The 14,526-nt window shown below is 71.6% G+C and carries 23 protein-coding genes; 4 read left to right on the top strand and 19 right to left on the bottom strand.

Going from position 1 to position 14,526, the window contains the following annotated elements:
- Positions 1-151: 151 nt before the first annotated feature.
- From BZG35_RS13915 to BZG35_RS13940, 6 genes are all read right to left on the bottom strand, one after another.
- Positions 152-577: an NlpC/P60 family protein gene (locus BZG35_RS13915; RefSeq protein WP_150126046.1), complete on the bottom strand. Its 426-nt coding sequence runs from the start codon at positions 575-577 to the stop codon at positions 152-154.
- 203 nt (positions 578-780) lie between these two features.
- Complete coding sequence (locus tag BZG35_RS13920; protein WP_077356398.1) at positions 781-1,422, bottom strand: DUF2163 domain-containing protein; 642 nt, start codon at positions 1,420-1,422, stop codon at positions 781-783.
- Positions 1,423-1,507: 85 nt separating this feature from the next.
- Positions 1,508-2,125, bottom strand: a complete 618-nt coding sequence (locus tag BZG35_RS13925) for a DUF2460 domain-containing protein (protein WP_077356400.1) — start codon at positions 2,123-2,125, stop codon at positions 1,508-1,510.
- 77 nt (positions 2,126-2,202) lie between these two features.
- Entirely contained in the window at positions 2,203-2,733 is a 531-nt protein-coding gene (locus BZG35_RS13930; RefSeq protein WP_077356402.1) for a phage tail tape measure protein, read from the bottom strand.
- A gap of 166 nt (positions 2,734-2,899) precedes the next feature.
- Positions 2,900-3,079 (bottom strand): phage tail assembly chaperone, encoded by a 180-nt coding sequence (locus tag BZG35_RS13935; RefSeq protein WP_371454800.1) that lies wholly within the window; start codon positions 3,077-3,079, stop codon positions 2,900-2,902.
- Positions 3,072-3,386, bottom strand: coding sequence for a GTA-gp10 family protein (locus tag BZG35_RS13940; protein WP_077356406.1), 315 nt, complete (start codon positions 3,384-3,386; stop codon positions 3,072-3,074). The genes BZG35_RS13935 and BZG35_RS13940 overlap by 8 nt, the downstream gene beginning before the upstream one ends.
- A gap of 22 nt (positions 3,387-3,408) precedes the next feature.
- Between BZG35_RS13940 and BZG35_RS13945 the strand changes: the two genes are divergently transcribed.
- Positions 3,409-3,756: a hypothetical protein gene (locus BZG35_RS13945; protein ID WP_150126047.1), complete on the top strand. Its 348-nt coding sequence runs from the start codon at positions 3,409-3,411 to the stop codon at positions 3,754-3,756.
- Here BZG35_RS13945 and BZG35_RS13950 read toward each other — a convergent pair.
- The 8 genes from BZG35_RS13950 to BZG35_RS13985 all read right to left on the bottom strand — a co-directional run bounded on the left by BZG35_RS13950 (position 3,743) and on the right by BZG35_RS13985 (position 9,080).
- A complete protein-coding gene (locus BZG35_RS13950; RefSeq protein ID WP_077356410.1) occupies positions 3,743-4,153 on the bottom strand; it encodes a phage major tail protein, TP901-1 family in 411 nt (136 codons plus the stop codon). The genes BZG35_RS13945 and BZG35_RS13950 overlap by 14 nt on opposite strands.
- A gap of 143 nt (positions 4,154-4,296) precedes the next feature.
- Positions 4,297-4,704 carry a DUF3168 domain-containing protein gene (locus tag BZG35_RS13955; RefSeq protein WP_077356412.1) on the bottom strand — a complete coding sequence of 136 codons (408 nt, stop codon included), beginning with the start codon at positions 4,702-4,704 and terminating at the stop codon, positions 4,297-4,299.
- A complete protein-coding gene (locus tag BZG35_RS13960; RefSeq protein WP_077356414.1) occupies positions 4,701-5,009 on the bottom strand; it encodes a head-tail adaptor protein in 309 nt (102 codons plus the stop codon). The genes BZG35_RS13955 and BZG35_RS13960 overlap by 4 nt, the downstream gene beginning before the upstream one ends.
- A gap of 32 nt (positions 5,010-5,041) precedes the next feature.
- Positions 5,042-5,308 (bottom strand): head-tail connector protein, encoded by a 267-nt coding sequence (locus BZG35_RS13965; protein ID WP_077356416.1) that lies wholly within the window; start codon positions 5,306-5,308, stop codon positions 5,042-5,044.
- Positions 5,309-5,497: 189 nt separating this feature from the next.
- A complete protein-coding gene (locus tag BZG35_RS13970; protein ID WP_077356418.1) occupies positions 5,498-6,760 on the bottom strand; it encodes a phage major capsid protein in 1,263 nt (420 codons plus the stop codon).
- Between the two features lie 175 nt (positions 6,761-6,935).
- Positions 6,936-7,415 carry an HK97 family phage prohead protease gene (locus BZG35_RS13975; RefSeq protein ID WP_253189184.1) on the bottom strand — a complete coding sequence of 160 codons (480 nt, stop codon included), beginning with the start codon at positions 7,413-7,415 and terminating at the stop codon, positions 6,936-6,938.
- 113 nt (positions 7,416-7,528) lie between these two features.
- Positions 7,529-7,756, bottom strand: a complete 228-nt coding sequence (locus BZG35_RS13980) for a hypothetical protein (RefSeq protein WP_077356420.1) — start codon at positions 7,754-7,756, stop codon at positions 7,529-7,531.
- Positions 7,757-7,907: 151 nt separating this feature from the next.
- Complete coding sequence (locus BZG35_RS13985) at positions 7,908-9,080, bottom strand: phage portal protein (RefSeq protein ID WP_077356422.1); 1,173 nt, start codon at positions 9,078-9,080, stop codon at positions 7,908-7,910.
- A gap of 3 nt (positions 9,081-9,083) precedes the next feature.
- On the opposite strand from BZG35_RS13985, the gene BZG35_RS13990 reads away from it, so the two are divergent.
- From BZG35_RS13990 to BZG35_RS18335, 3 genes are all read left to right on the top strand, one after another.
- Positions 9,084-9,389, top strand: a complete 306-nt coding sequence (locus BZG35_RS13990) for a hypothetical protein (RefSeq protein ID WP_150126048.1) — start codon at positions 9,084-9,086, stop codon at positions 9,387-9,389.
- 197 nt (positions 9,390-9,586) lie between these two features.
- On the top strand, positions 9,587-10,246 hold the full coding sequence (locus BZG35_RS13995; RefSeq protein ID WP_150126049.1) for an SGNH/GDSL hydrolase family protein: 660 nt from the start codon (positions 9,587-9,589) through the stop codon (positions 10,244-10,246).
- Positions 10,247-10,452: 206 nt separating this feature from the next.
- Positions 10,453-10,581 (top strand): hypothetical protein, encoded by a 129-nt coding sequence (locus tag BZG35_RS18335; protein WP_256364115.1) that lies wholly within the window; start codon positions 10,453-10,455, stop codon positions 10,579-10,581.
- 447 nt (positions 10,582-11,028) lie between these two features.
- On the opposite strand, the gene BZG35_RS14000 is transcribed toward BZG35_RS18335, so the two are convergent.
- From BZG35_RS14000 to BZG35_RS14015, 5 genes are read right to left on the bottom strand one after another with little or no spacing between them, the layout of a single operon-like run.
- Positions 11,029-12,378, bottom strand: a complete 1,350-nt coding sequence (locus BZG35_RS14000) for an SGNH/GDSL hydrolase family protein (RefSeq protein ID WP_077356428.1) — start codon at positions 12,376-12,378, stop codon at positions 11,029-11,031.
- On the bottom strand, positions 12,379-12,516 hold the full coding sequence (locus BZG35_RS18000) for a hypothetical protein (protein ID WP_171981965.1): 138 nt from the start codon (positions 12,514-12,516) through the stop codon (positions 12,379-12,381). It abuts the gene before it with no gap.
- 25 nt (positions 12,517-12,541) lie between these two features.
- Entirely contained in the window at positions 12,542-12,823 is a 282-nt protein-coding gene (locus tag BZG35_RS14005; RefSeq protein ID WP_077356430.1) for a hypothetical protein, read from the bottom strand.
- Positions 12,824-12,844: 21 nt separating this feature from the next.
- Positions 12,845-13,963, bottom strand: a complete 1,119-nt coding sequence (locus BZG35_RS14010) for a DNA-packaging protein (RefSeq protein ID WP_253189185.1) — start codon at positions 13,961-13,963, stop codon at positions 12,845-12,847.
- Between the two features lie 55 nt (positions 13,964-14,018).
- Complete coding sequence (locus BZG35_RS14015) at positions 14,019-14,438, bottom strand: hypothetical protein (RefSeq protein WP_077356433.1); 420 nt, start codon at positions 14,436-14,438, stop codon at positions 14,019-14,021.
- Positions 14,439-14,526 lie beyond the last annotated feature (88 nt).

A 14,526-nucleotide genomic window follows, 5' to 3' on the forward strand; every position in this document is an offset into this window, starting at 1 on the left:
AGGTCTCCAAAGTTCGTTGGTGGGTTTTGGTGGCTGGTGGCTGGTGGCTGGTGGCTATTCCGTCGTCACCGTCCACACCGGTCATTCCCACGCACGCCCCACCAGTCACCAGTCACCAGTCACCAGTCACCAGCCACCCCTCATCCACCCCTCACGCCCCCGGCCACCCGAACGCCGCCACCAGCCGCCTCTGCCACCATGGCCCCATCCAGCTCTCGATCACCGCCCGCCCCCAATAGGCGTGGATGATCCTCGGCTCCGGCGGGCCCATCTCGCTCAGAATGGCGCAGTGCTTGACCACCGCCCCCTCCGCCATGCGGAACAGCAGCACATCCCCCGGCTGCATCCGCGCCACCGGCTTCTGGACCAGCCACCGCCCCGCCGCCGTCAGCAGCCGCTCTTCGCCGCCGACCTCGGCCCAGTCCGGCGCATAGGCCGGCAGCCCCTCCGGCTCCTGGCCCACGACCTCGCGCCACACCCCCCGCACCAGCCCCAGACAGTCCGCCCCCACGCCCCGCACGCTGGCCTGATGCCGATAAGGCGTCCCCAGCCAGGCCCGGGCGGCAGCGACCACCACCGCCGCTTCTCCCTCCCCGTCCGGGGAGGGTGGTCGGAGCGCAGCGGAGACCGGGTGGGGCCGGCCCGGCAACCCGGACGCAGACCTGCCCTCTATCGCCCGGCCGCCCTCGCCCGGTCGCTTCGCGACCTGTGGGGAGCCGATCGTATACGATCGGTCCGCGCCCCCGAGGGGGAGGGAGACGACCGAGCGTGCCTCCCCCCTCACCGCGCCCCCCCGTCATGCCGCCCGCCGGTCACCGGCCGCGCCATCAGGAAGTCGTCCCCCGGTATCCCCGGAAAACCCTGGAAATTGATCCCGTTGCCGAACACCCCGACGCAGGTTTCCCACCGCTTGTCGCAAGTCCGACCCATCGGCTCGCCCCGGCACCGTCCATCCCCCAGCACGGCGTCACAGCCGCGCCCATAGGTCCGCCCGACCACCCGCTCCAGCGCCGCCAGCGGGCCCTCGACCTCCGCCATGAACCCGGCCCCTTCACGCCGGATCCGCGCCAGGGTCCCGCCCCCCAGCCGCACCTTCAGATCCGACCGCATCCAGTCCACCCGCCAGACCGTCACCCGCGCCCGGTCCCACAGCCCGGCCACCACATCGTCCTCGGCGATCCGGTCGTCCTCGAGCACGCCGGAGACCGCCAGCGTCCCGCCCGCCAGCCCTGTCGCCCCCTCCATCGCCCCTTGCGTCCACCCGCTGCCGGCGACACAGAGCACACCGTCCACGGTCAGATCCCGGTCGTGGTCGGTGAACCCGAACCGCCCCCCGTCCGCCCGCGTGACGATCCAGGCATGACACAGCGTCGCCGCCCCGCGCTCGATGCGGGCGGCCAGGTCGTCTGGAATGTGTCTCATGATCCGCCCTCTGGAGGGCTTAGGTCTTGGGGCTTAGGGCTTAGCGGTGGCCTCGCGGCCGACCCTCGACCCTACTCCCTAAGCCCTAAGCCCTCACTTCAATCAGCGGCACCGCCGCCATCCGGCCCGCGTCGAAGCTCTCCAGCGTCATCTCCAGCCGGTCCGCGTCGAACCGCACCGGCGTGTCGAACAGGAAGCCCGCGGTCACCGCCGCGCCCGCCGCAGGCGCCGTCGCCAGCGTTACCGCCCCGGTCGCCGCATCCACAGCAAACGCGCCGGCCGCCAGATCCACGCCCCCGACCGCCACCCGCACCGATCCCTCGACCGGCTTGGTGATCGGGCGTTCCAGATCGCCATAGGCCTTCACCAGGGCGAACGTCGCCCGCACCCCGTCCCCGACCCCCAGGTCCTGGTCCGTCGCCGCCGGCGTCCCGCCCGGGGCACACGAGGCGAAGTCGGCGAAGTCCCGGAACCGGAACCCGTACAGCCGCCCCCGCCGCGCCTCGAAGAAGGCCGTCAGCTCGGCCATGTCGGCCAGCGACCTCAGGTTCGCCCCGATCAGATAGCGCCTGCGCCCCATGACCCACGGGCTGTTTCGCCGCTCATGGCCGGACGCCAGGGTGACGATCTCGGTCCGCCGCTCGACCCCACCGGTCGACCCGAACGCCAGCCGCGCGGGCAGGCGCACCTCATGAAAGCTCATCGACGCCCCCGATCCGCGCCCTTGTCATCCCCGCGAAAGCGGGGACGCACTTCGTGAAAGCTCATCGATCATTCCCTTCAAAGCCTTCGCGCGCCGAGCGCGGTCGCACGCGCCAGCATCTGGGCGATCTGCGCCTCGGACCGCAGCAGGGCCGGAGCCCCGCCGTCGACGCTGACATTGACCGTCACGCCCCCGCCGCCGCCCGGCTCGATCGCCCCGGACCCCGCCGGCCGAAATACCTCGGGCCCGCGCTCGCCGACCAGATAGGCCCCGCCGCCCCGCACGCCGCCGCCATCCGCCCGCGCCCCGCCGAACCCCGCCGCGCCCGAGACTGCCCCCGAGACCGCCCTGGCGATCGCCTCGCCCAAGCCGGTGGACCCGCCCACACCAGACCCCGCCGCCCCCAGCACCGCCCGCGCCAGTTCCGAAAGAGACACCTCCCCGTCCGCCGCCGCCCGCGCCAACGACTGGGTCAGACTGGCCCCCGCGCGCGCGAAGGCGTCCTCGATGCTCGCCGCCGCCCGCTCCGCCGGCTCCCGCAACGCCTCCAGCGCCACGGCGGCCTCCGCCGCCCGCATGGGCAAGGTGTCCAAGGGTTCGTCGGTCATCAATTCCCTTTCTCCCTCCCCCTCGGGGGAGGGTGGCTGAGCGCAGCGAAGCCGGGTGGGGGCGGCAAGGCCAGGCCCCACAGACCCGTGTCTGCATCGCGCGCCCTGCCCACCCCGTCATCGCTTCGCAATGACGACCCTCCCCCGAGGGGGAGGGAGAAAAATGCTAGTCCGGCCACGCCCGCATCAGCGCCTCGACCTCGCCACGCCCCATCGGCGTGACCTCCGGCCCCCGCGCCGTCAGCATCCGCCACTCCTTCAGCGACAGCCGCCAGAACCCCTCCGGCGACACCCCCAGCGACACCGCCGTCCGCAGCATCGCCGCCCAGCCTGTGGCCTCAGTCACCGGACGCGGCCACGAACGCCGCCGCCACCGCCTCTGCCGCCTCAACCGGCGACACCGCCGACCGGTCCAGCCCCTCCGCCAGCGCCCCCTCGCCGCCGCCGCGCAGCAGGGCCGCCAGCACCGCCGTCAGGTCCCGCGCCGACAGGCTCCGCATCCGCGCCGCCAGCCCCTCGACCCCCGACACCCCCAGCGCCGTCTCGATCTCGGCCAGCGCCCCCAGGGTCAGGCACAGCCGCCGCTCGATTCCCGCCAGCACGGCGACCGCCTCGCCCCGTGCGCCATTCCAACCGATCCCGTTCTCGGGCATCCTGTCCCTCATGATCCGCACCTTGACCGCCTGCCTTGCCGTCCTCAGCCTGGCCGCCTGCGCCACCCCGCCGGCGCCCGACACCGGCGGATCCAGCCCGGACGGCTACGCCCTGGCCGACCTACTTCCCGCCGAGGCCCCCGCGCTCGCGCGCCAGGCCGCGGCCTGGGGCGACCATCGCCTGATCGGCTTCATCGGCATCGTGCTGGTCTTCCCCGGGGCCGACGCCGTCGCCGCCGACCGCCTCGGCTACCGCGTCATCGACGCCGGCGGCGACAGCTTCACCACCGACGCCCAGCGCGAACGCGCCGACCGCGCCTATGCCTTCGCCGAGCGGTGGAACACCGCCATGCTGGCTACAGCGCGCTGAACCCGACCGCCCCGCCGCTGGCCAGGCTGATGGCGAAGGTCGCCTCGCCCTCGTGGTCGCCGGCATATTCCAGTGCCGCCACCAGGAACGCCCCCTGCAGCACACCGAAGTCCGGCACGATCAGCTGCCAGGTCTTCAGCGCCTGATCGAAGAAGGCCTCGCGGATCGCCGCGTCCGAGGCCGCATCGCGAAAGATGCCCTGCCCCGACACCGCCGCCGACTTGACCCCGGCCCCGCCCAGCAGCTCGCGCCACCGCCCGGCCGAGTCCGCATCGGTCGCATCCACCGTCCGGGCGTTCAGCGAGATCGTCCGCGCCCTCAGTCCCGCCACCGTCGTGAACACGCCCGGCGCGCCCTCGATCTTCAGCAGGATATCCTTGCCGCGTTGAGCCGCCATGTTGGTTCTCCCGTGATTGGAGGCAGTAGGCAGTAGGCAGTAGTGGCCGATGCCTCCCCGCTGCGCGTCAACGGGGACCAAGTGCCGGCTGATACTGCGCCCTACTGCCTACTGCCTACTGCCTACTGCCTACTGCCTACTGCCTAGACTTCTTCCGTCACCGCCCGCACCCGCAGCAGCCCCCAGACCCGCTTCTGGTCGGCCGAGCGGAACACGTCGGCATAGGTCGCCCGGATCGACACGGTGCGGACCCCGTCCGCTTCCAGCGCCGCCTCGTGGATCGCCGCCCGCACCGCCGCCAGGATGGCCTTGGCCTCCTCCGTGCCCAGGAACCGCGAGGCGCAGCGCAGGCTCAGGGTGTGCTCCACCCCGCACCCGTCCGCCGCCACCGGCCGGCTCTCGCACCGCCCGACGCTCAGATAGGGCCAGATCGCCCCCCGGGGGGCCTCGTCCCAGACCCTGGCCGGCTCCCCCAGCAGGGCCCGCACCGCCGCATCCGCCCGCAGGTGCGCGATCAGCGCCTTCTGCAGCGCGCTCTCATGATCCCTCATCGGCTTCGCTCCAGGCTCAGGCTCACGCGTCCCGGCCGGTCCGGATCCCCGTCGACCGCCGCGATCGTCCAGTCGGCCCCGCCGAACCGGACCACCCGGCCCTCGCCCAGCCGCGGATCCGCCCGTGTCTCCGCTGTCGCCGTCTCAATCGACGCGGTGACGCCGGCCTCCGTCCGCTCCCGCCGCCGACGCCCGTCCAGCCTCAGCCAGACCGACCCCAGGGCCTCGAACGACACCGCCCGCCCGCCATAGGGCGTCTCCGCCGCGACCGGCTCCAGCAGCTGCGCCAGCGTGCGCGCGCTCAAGTAGCCCGCAGGGGGGTAGCGTAACGAGGAGGTCACAACCGCACCACGCGATACGGCGCGATCCACGCCTCCACGGGCCGGATCGACATCTCCACCTCGCCCCGCTCATAGGCCCTCAGCGCCAGCATCAGGATCGCCAGCCGCAGCGGCGCCGCCGAGGTCGAGGTCAGGGCAAGCCCCACCTCCCCCTCGACCCGCGCCCGGGCCGCATCGATCAGCGTCTGGATCAGCCCGTCCTCCGCCTCATGCGCGACGCGCAGGAACAGCTTCGCCTCCGTGAGGCTCACGGGTGCGGTCATGGGAACTCTCCGATTTTCAGGGATTGCGCACGCCCTTCTCCCTCCCCCTCGGGGGAGGGTGGTCGGAGCGCAGCGGAGACCGGGTGGGGACGGCCGGCGACCCATCGTGCGGCCTTGCCTTGCCGCCCCCACCCGGCGCTTCGCGCCTGCCCTCCCCCGAGGGGGAGGGAGATCGTCGTCGTCAGGCCATCAGCTCACGCTGAACTTCATCACCTTGATCGCATCGAAGTTCTGCACCCCGCCCCCGACCCGCTTGGTCGTGTAGAACAGCACATAGGGCTTGGCCGAATACGGGTCCCGCAACACACGCACCCCCGCCCGGTCGACGATCAGATACCCCCGCTGGAAGTCCCCGAACGCGATCGCATGGCTGTTGGCCGCGATGTCCGGCATGGTCTCGATCTCGGTCACCGGATAACCCAGCAGCGACGCCGTCTCCCCCGGGCGCGTCGCCGGGGCCCAGATGTAGTTGCCGTCCGCATCCTTGAATTTGCGCACGGTTGAGACCGTCTTGCGGTTCATCACGAACCGCCCGTTCGGCCGGAACTGGGCCTTGGGTGCATAGATCAGATCCAGCAGCCGGTCGGTCGGGCTGGTCGCCGTGAACGCCCCCGCACCCCCCGCCGCGACATAGCCGATATTGCCCCACACCTGGCTGGCGTCGGCCACGATCGGATAGGCCAGGAACCCCTTGGGCTTGTTGACCCCGTCGCCGCTGACGAAGGCCGTGGTCTCCTGCGCCGCGAAGGCGTCCTCGACCTCCCCGGCCAGCCATTCGTCCAGGTCGACCAGGGCGTCGTCCAGCAGGGTCTGGGTCGCCGCCGGATTGGCGTACAGGTCGGCCGCCGGGAACTCGAGCAGGGCCAGGGTCGCCGGATCCGTCTCTGGCCGCGCCGCCGTCTCCGCCACCCAGCCCGAAGCGATCCCCGCCGTCGACACCGGCTTCCTGAACACGCCCGAGGCCACGGTCCGCACGGTGGCGATCTCGCGCATCGGACTGGTCGCCATCAGCCGCCGCTCGATCGCCCGCTCGGTCTCGGCCGGCACCACATAGCCGCCCGAGGTCGGCGCCGACGACAGCCCCGCCTTGATCTCCAGCCCCAGCTCCCGCCCGGTCCGCACATAGCCGTCAAAGGCCGCTTTCACCTCCCCATCGCCGAAGGGCGATGGGGAGGACAGGTCGGCCCTGGCCGACCAGGAGGGGGCGACTCCGCCCTCGACCTTGGGCCGCCGCGCCTCGCTCAGCGCCCGGTCCAGCCGCGCCTGCGCCTGCCCCACCGCCTGATCGATTCGCGCCACCTTCTCCTCCAGCAGCGTGTCGGCGCTGGCCTTCTTCTCGATCTCGTCCAGCCGGGCGTCGTTCGCCCCTTTGAACGCCTCGAACGCCGCCATCATCTCGTGCATGGCGCTGCGCGCTTCCGGCGAACCGGATGCAGTCTTGGTCTCTTTCATGATGTCTCCTGGATAAAAGGAAGTCCTCTCCCTCCCCCTTGGGGGAGGGGGGTCGAAGCGGAGCGAAGACCGGGTAAGAACGGCCGGCACCCCCTCGTCCGGCCTCGCCGGGCCGCCCCCACCCGCTCGCTTCGCGAGCCGCCCTCCCCCGGAGGGGGAGGGATAAAATCTGTGATCAAACCACCTCGAACCGCGCCCCCGGCAGCATCGGAAACGTCACCAGCGACACCTCCCACAGCTCGACGCCCGACAGCACCCGCAGCCGCCCGTCCCGCCGCGCCCTCGCCGCCCGGAACCCGATCGACAGCCCGTCCAGCCCCCCTGCCCGGCTCAGCGCCTGCGCGTACCGCGCCTCAGCCGACCAGTCGGCGATGCGCCCGCGCACGAACAGCCCGCGCCCGTCCTCGACGACCGCGTCCCAGACCCCGACCACCGCCCGGCTCTCGTGCTGGTGCAGCATCCGCACCCCCGCCGCGCCGGTGCGCCTCAGACTGTCCGTGAACGCCCCCGCGGCCACCACATCCCCGTTCAGATCCGCCACGCCCCACAGGGAGGCGTAGCCCTGGATCAGGAGGGCACCGTCGCTCTCCCTCCCCCTCGGGGGAGGGTGGTCGAAGCGCAGCGAAGACCGGGTGGGAACGGCCCGGCGATCCATCGTGCGGCCTTTCCCGGCCGCCCCCACCCGGTCGCTTCGCGACCTGTGCGGAGCCGATCGTATACGATCGGCCCGCGCCCCCGAGGGGGAGGGAGAAAACCGCGCCGCATCCCTCATTCCCCCGCCTCCAGCCGCTTCTCGATCCGCTCGACCGCCGCCCGCGTCGCGATCCCCTGCTCCTCCAGCCGCGTCAGCCGCTCAGCCACCAGCCTCTGCTCCCCGACGCGCTCCTCCAGCGACGCGATCCGCGCCGCCGCCCCGCCGGCCCAGACCAGGCCGCCGATCGTCTGCACCGCCAACGCCACGGCCAGGCCGGTCGCGAGTTTTCGTAGGTCGTCCATGTCTCGCTCCGCTCGGGTGGCTGGTGGCTGGTGGCTGGTGGCTGGTGGCTGGTGGCTGTCCGCGTCATCCGCGGTGCCAGGCGTCAAGGCCGGTCGCCGTACAGGCAGTCACCAGCCACCAGCCACCAGCCACCCCCTGACCCAACCACCCCTACCCAGCCACCCCCGCCATCCGCCGCCGCTCCTCGTCCGTCAGGAACCCCGCCCCCGACAGCCGCGCCCACAGGGCATCGCGCTCGGGCTGCAGCGCCGGCACCGCGTCCAGGTCCGGCTCGATCCGCACGCCCGAAAACCGCCCGCCCAGCCACCCGCTCAGCGCCCCGGCCGTCTTCCGCGCCAGCGGCACCACCGTCCCGCGCCAGAAGGCGGCATTGGCCTCGCGATAGTTGGCGTAGGTCGCGTCGCCGGGGATCCCCAGCAGCTGCGGCGGCACCCCGAAGGCCAGGGCGATCTCGCGCGCCGCCGCGTGTTTGCCGGCGATGAAGTCCATGTCGGCCGGGCTCATCGACATCGGCTTCCAGTCCAGCCCGCCCTCCAGCACCATGGGCCGGCCGGCATTGCCCGCCCCGGCGTGCGCCTCGCCCAGCTCGGCCTTCAGCAGGGCGAACTGCGCCTCGGTCAGCCGCTCCCCGTCCGCCCCCTTGAACACCAGGGCCCCGCTGGGCCGCGCCGCATTGTCCAGCAGCGCCTTGTTCCAGGCCCCCGAGGCATTGTGCACGTCGATGGCCGCCGCCGCCGCCTCCAGCGGCGAAAATCCGTAATGGTCGTCGGTCGGGTTCCACAGCTTCAGCTGCATCACCGGCATCCAGCCGTCGGCCGCCCGCCCGATCCGCACCGACCGCCCGCCGACCGCATAGTCATAGGCGTCCGGCCACCCGGCCCGGCCGGGCACCACCTGCACCCGGTCGGGCCGCAGCGACCACAGCTCTTCGGGCTCGGTCTCCCCCACCGCCTCGACATAGGCATTGCCCGCCGTCTGCAGCGCGCCATACAGGCCCTCCAACCACTCGGCCCCCGACTGCTCGGGATTGGGCTGACGCAGCAGCCGCGCGGCCGGATGGTCGTCGTCCCGCGCCCCGTCGGCGAACACCACCAGGGGCGTCGCCGCGCAGGCCTCGGCGATCATCCGCACGCAGCGATAGGCCACGGCGTTCCTGGCGAACCCCTCGCGCGCCAGACTGCCATAGTCGCGCGGCGTCCACCGGGGCCGCCCCGCGCCGGTCAGGGCGATCAGGGGGCCCGCGCGGCTGGCCTTGGTCTCGTCCGCGCCCGCCGTGGCGGCCGCCCGCGACCGGCCCGGCTTCCACCAGCTGGAAATTGCCATCGAATGATCCTGGGTTGGCAGCGCCGCCGGCACGGGCGGGCTGCGGGAAAGAACGGCGTGGACCTTGCGGCGCGAAACGCGGGTGTCTCGAAACGAGGCATGGCGGAGGGCGGCGACATGACGGACTTCGATCAATTTGCGGTGCAGGTCGGCCGCACCGACCTGGGCTCCTGGCACTGGTCGGTCATCGACCGGGACGGCGCCGTCATCGCGCGCGGCCGGGGTCAGGACCAGACCGAGGCCCGGTGCCATGCCCTCACCCGGGCCCGCACGCTGTCGCGAACCCTCCGCGTCGCGGAGCCCGCGTGATGGGCGAATTCATCGCCTTCGCGCACCGCCACCGTCGCCTGGCCACCGGCCTGGTCCTGCTGCTGGCTGTCGGCCGCATGGCCGCCACCGTCATCCACCCCTAGGGTCGTTCGGGCCCCGAGGCTCCGGCGGCGGGGCGGCGTGATGGACAGCCCGCGGCCCGATCGGCATGATGGGGGCTCGGTCCGGGGGCTCACGTGAAAAGACTATGGCCGCTCGCCACCCTCTGCGCCGTGGCGGCCTGCGCTTCGAGGCCTTCGGAGCCCGTGGTGGCGACCTGCGCGGGCAGCGGCCCGACCGCCGTGCTGGTGATCGGCGATTCCTGGGCCTCGATGGGCGCTCTGGACCGCAGCGGAGCGGCGGCCGTCGGCGCGCGGTTCTGCAGCATCGGCTTTCGTGGCCGTACGTCCCGCCAGATCGCCGACACGATACGGACGCTCCCGCCCACGGCCCTGGCGGCCGCAGGGGCCCCGCGCACGATCATCCTTCTCGCGGGGGTCAACGACGTCATGCAGCATGTCGGCGCCGATCGGTACGCCGCCGGGATGGCCGATCTTCGCGCCGCCGCCCGCACGATCAGCGATGACGTGCGCGTCGTCGAGATCCCTTGGACCACCCCCACGCCCAGGGCCAGGACCCCCCTCAGCTGGGCCAAGCGACTGGCCCATCGCTTATGGAACGACCAGGGCCGAACCGACGTCACGACGCGTTACCGCCAGGCGGTGCGCACGGACATCGACTTCGACGCCTTCCTGCCCTCCTACGCGGGCCATGAGGACCGCTATGTGGACGGCGTTCACCTGACCCCGGCCGAACACGACCGGTTCGGCGCCTATCTGGGTGCCGCAGCGCGCTGATCCTGAAGACGCCGACAGCTGGAAAGTGGGTGCCGGCCGGCGCGCGCAGGCATCCCCGTGGCATGAAGGAAACTATGGTTAATATTCGTTAGGAAAGCCATGCCGAGACGCCCGACTCGATTTACCGTGAAGCTGGCGCGTGACAGGTTTCTGCGGTCAGGACACACACGGGAGGGCCGTGGAGTTCGATCCCAGAGGCCTCCCCGATGACGCGTCTGCACCTGTTCGCCAACGCCACGCTCGACGCCCTGGGCCGCGCCACCCGGCTGGCCCGAAGCTGGATCGCGCGAAAACTGCATGGCCGCCGCCGCGTACACCCCCGCTATATCGACTGAGCCGGCCGCGGCTTCGCCTGTCTGACTTCCATTCCCCGGACCCCGGACCCCTGGATCAGATTGATCCTGCACAGGTCTAAACTACCGTACCGTGGCACACCCCGACCCGCTGCCGGTCTCCACGTCGGGGCCGAAGCGGCCGCGCCGCGTGTGACGGCTTAGTTCTGCCTTTTTATGCGAACGAGCTGCAACCTAACGCTGTTGTCGTGCGTAGCTCCGCCACGCGACATAGATCGCGGACGGAGGAATTTAATGTTGTTCGGGGTTTTCGCTGTTACGCTGGTCGGTGCGTTGGTTGCCGGTATCTTTTGGCCTGTGGTCCAGGAAAGTCGTCGCCTCGCAGCGATGACGGACGCCGATCGACAATTGGAAGACGAACAGGCTCGGATCGACTCTCGCGCCTGGTGATCGCCTCGCGGCGGACGGCGCGCAAGAGCACCGCTCCCCTCACCCATACGCCAGCCCCGTCAGGGCCCTGAGCTGCCGCGTGTATTCGTCCGTCACCCGACGCGCCAGATAGTCGTGCCCGGCCGGCGACGGGTGAAGGGTGTCGCTCGAGATATACAGGTCCGAGTTGCCCGTTCCGTTGGTCGCCCCGATCCGACCGGTGCCCGACTGCCAGGCGACCGACTGGGCATTGGTCGCTGAAGGATCCAGATAGATCGAGAACGGATCCGCCGCTGCGACGAAGCCCGCCTTGATCAGGTCGAACCGGGCCTGGTTGACCACCGACCCCGGCGCGGTCCACGGGCCGACGACGGCGATCAACGCCTTGGGCTGGCGGGCGCGGATCGTCTGGATGAAGGCGGTCACGGCGGCGCTCAGGGTGCCGGCCGTCTGGGCCGCGCCGTCGTTGATCCCGCCCGCGATCACCACGCAATCGACCTGTCCGTCCCGGTCATAGTCGCCAAAGGCGTCGCGCTCGGCGAAGTTCAGATAGCCGGCCGTCCCGTTGGCCACGTAGCCGGTGCCGCCGATGCCGCCGCCGATCATCTCGCCGAATCCGGCCAGGTCCCCGAACTGGAAAGCCCATCCCCCGCGCGCGTTGGTCATGCCCGACCCCGCCACATAGCTGTCGCCCACGATCAGGGCCCGGGGCATGTCCTGGGCGGCGGCGGGCCACACTGAATAGAGGGCGGGCACGTTCAGCCCGCGCAGCTGGGGCAGCCCCCCGGACAGCCCGCCGAAATACAGCTCGACGGTCCGCACCGCCGATGACCCGAAATCCACCGCGGTGTAGCGGAAGCGCCCGTGGCCGGTCTCCGATCCCGCATTGGCGGCATAGAAGGGATCGCTGCCCGACGCCTTCTGGCCGTTGACCCGGATCTCGACGAACCCGCCGTTGGACCCATAGCTGGGAGCGAAGGTCGCGTAGTCGAACCGAGGCGCATCGGTCACGAACCGGACGCCGAAGCCCGCATGCGCCCCATAGGTCGGGGTGGCCGTATAGGTCACGCTCCGCGCCGACCAGTTGCCGCCGCCGTCCTGCGACTGGAACCCGCCGACGGATCGCAGCCTGGGCGAGTTGGGCAGGATGGACGGCGTCGTCGTGGTCGCGCCGTTGACCGTGGAGGCCGCGCCCAGCGCGCCCTGCGTGATCGTGGGAGCCGAGGTCATGACGCTGGCCGGCACCCCCGACACGGCGCGCGCCAGCAGCCGCCGCGCCCGCGTCTGAGGATCGGTCGGCAGGGCGTCGATGGCGGACAGGCCCGCGTTCACCTTGCCGAAGGCCGCGCGCAGGGTGTCGCCCGTGCCGTCGTCGGCGACCGAGCCCAACGCGATTTGGGAAAGAGGCATCTACAGCGTCCTGTCTGCGGTGAAGGTGGTGGTGTCCGCGCGCACCGCGGTGCTGTCGGCGCGGGGGACGGTCGCGCCCTGGCCGGGCGTCAGCGTCCGCGACGCATAGCCCAGCGCCTGTCCGAGGCTCAGTCCCATGGCGCTGCCTCCGTCTCGTGCCCGGTCAATCGAACAGCGCGACCAGGCTCTGCGCCGTCGTCCCCGTCTGCAGCACGCGGCTACACTGGATCGGCAGATAGCCGACCGGATGGTTGGAAAAGGTCACGGCCGCCCCGCCGGGCGCGGCGACCGGCACCACCCGCACATGCCCGGCCACGCCGAGGTACAGCGCCTTGGCGACGGCGGTCAGGTCGGTCGTATCGCTGGGCGTCACGGCCTCGGCGCGGCGCGCGGGCGACGCGGGCGAGGGATCGCGCGACGCATAGGCGTCGGTCGGGTTGGGCATGAAGGCCTCCTGGTTGTCAGCTCAGATCAGTCGGATGCGCGGTCCGGCGGACCGGTCCAGCAGCAGCTGGGAGATGGCCCAGACCAGGGCGTCGGCCCGGTCCGGACTGTGTCCCGGCGCTTCGCTGCCCAGCCCCATCAACTCTTCTTCCAGCGCGTTGAACCGGCCGCAGTGGACGACCTTGCCGCGTTCATACAGCGCCGCCACCGGCTCGGCCCTTGCTCGCTTGGCCCGCGTCGCCTGCACCAGCCGGATCGGCGTGTCGCACCCGGCCTGCTGCAGCACCGTGCGCACCATCTCGCCGCCCTGGTTCGACTCGGCCACGATCTGGTCGGCCTCGACCATCCGCGCCGTCTCGACCACGCGCCGGGCCCAGGCCAGGGGCGTCAGCCCGCGGATCGACCGGTCGGCCAGCACATAGGCGCGGCCCTCGGCGCGTCCCGCCGCCACGATCCCGCAGGCGTCGCCCGTGGTCGTGATCGGCGGATCGACCGCCACCACCGTCCGCTCCAGATGCTCGGGCCGCTCACCCCGCGCCGCCGCGATGTCCTCGGCCCGGAAAAGGGCCCCCTCGCCCTCGACGACCAGCCCCTCCATCTCTTGGGCCTCCAGCCGCGTCCCGGCATAGAGGGCGCGCAGATGCTCCAGATACAGTTTCGGCAGATTGGCGGCGTTGGCATGGGTCGCCCCGCGCGACTCCTCCGTCCCCGGCTCGGCCAGCAGCGTCCGCAGCGCCGCGATCGGTCGGGGCGTGGTGGTGATCACCAGCTGCGGGTTGTCTCCCCGCCGCAGCCCGAACCTCAGATTGGACAGCACCCGGCCCGGCTCGCGCCAGGCGCAGAATTCGTCGGCCCATGCGCCATGGAACTGCGGCCCTCTCAGACTGTCGGGATCCTCCGCCGAAAAGGCATAGGCCACCGCCCCGCTTGTCCAGACCAGCCGCTTGCGCCCCGCCTCCCAGCGGGGCCGATCCCGTCCCAAGGCCATGGCCTTCAGCCCGGAGGGGCCCTCGACCATCACCTCGCGCACATCATGCAGCGCGGGCCCGACCAGGGCGAAGGTGAAGTCCGAAGCCTCCGCCAGACCATGCAGCCAGTGTGCCCCGGCGAACGTCTTGCCGGAGCCTCGACCGCCCAGCATGACCCAGGTCCGCCACGCTCGGACGGGCGGTATCTGATGGTCGATCAGCTTGGGATTAGCGTGGAAGAGCCGTTTCCACTCCCCCTCCGTCGCGGGCATCTGCCGCGAGGCGTTTGGCTTCAACAAGCGCGTGATTGTGCTCCAGTCGATCGAGCAGTTCGGCCTTGTACCGCTCGACCGTCTCGGGATCGGGTCTGTCACCGTCGTTCATCTCATCCTCTGCGCTGTCGCCCTCGCAGCCGACCGCGGCCATCAGCCGTCGCGCGGCGCTCTCGACGGCCGCCACCGCGCGGGCCAGGTTGGTGATGGCGCGGGTCTTCTTGTCGATGGCCGTCAGGTCGCCCTCGGGCACCGGCCAGGCCGCCACGGCCGAGAAAGCCCCGTCGATCATGGAGCGCAGGTCCTGCAGCCGGGCCTCGACCCAGGCGGCCTGAACCGCCACCGCGCCCCGCGCCTCATCCCCTTTTCCCGCCATGCCCAAACTATAGGGCACCAGCGTCACAAGGCGAGTTCGACGCCTCGAACGAACCAGCGATGCCTGATTTCTATGGGGTTTCCAGCGT

This window comes from Brevundimonas sp. LM2 (assembly GCF_002002865.1).
Taxonomy (GTDB): Bacteria; Pseudomonadota; Alphaproteobacteria; order Caulobacterales; family Caulobacteraceae; genus Brevundimonas.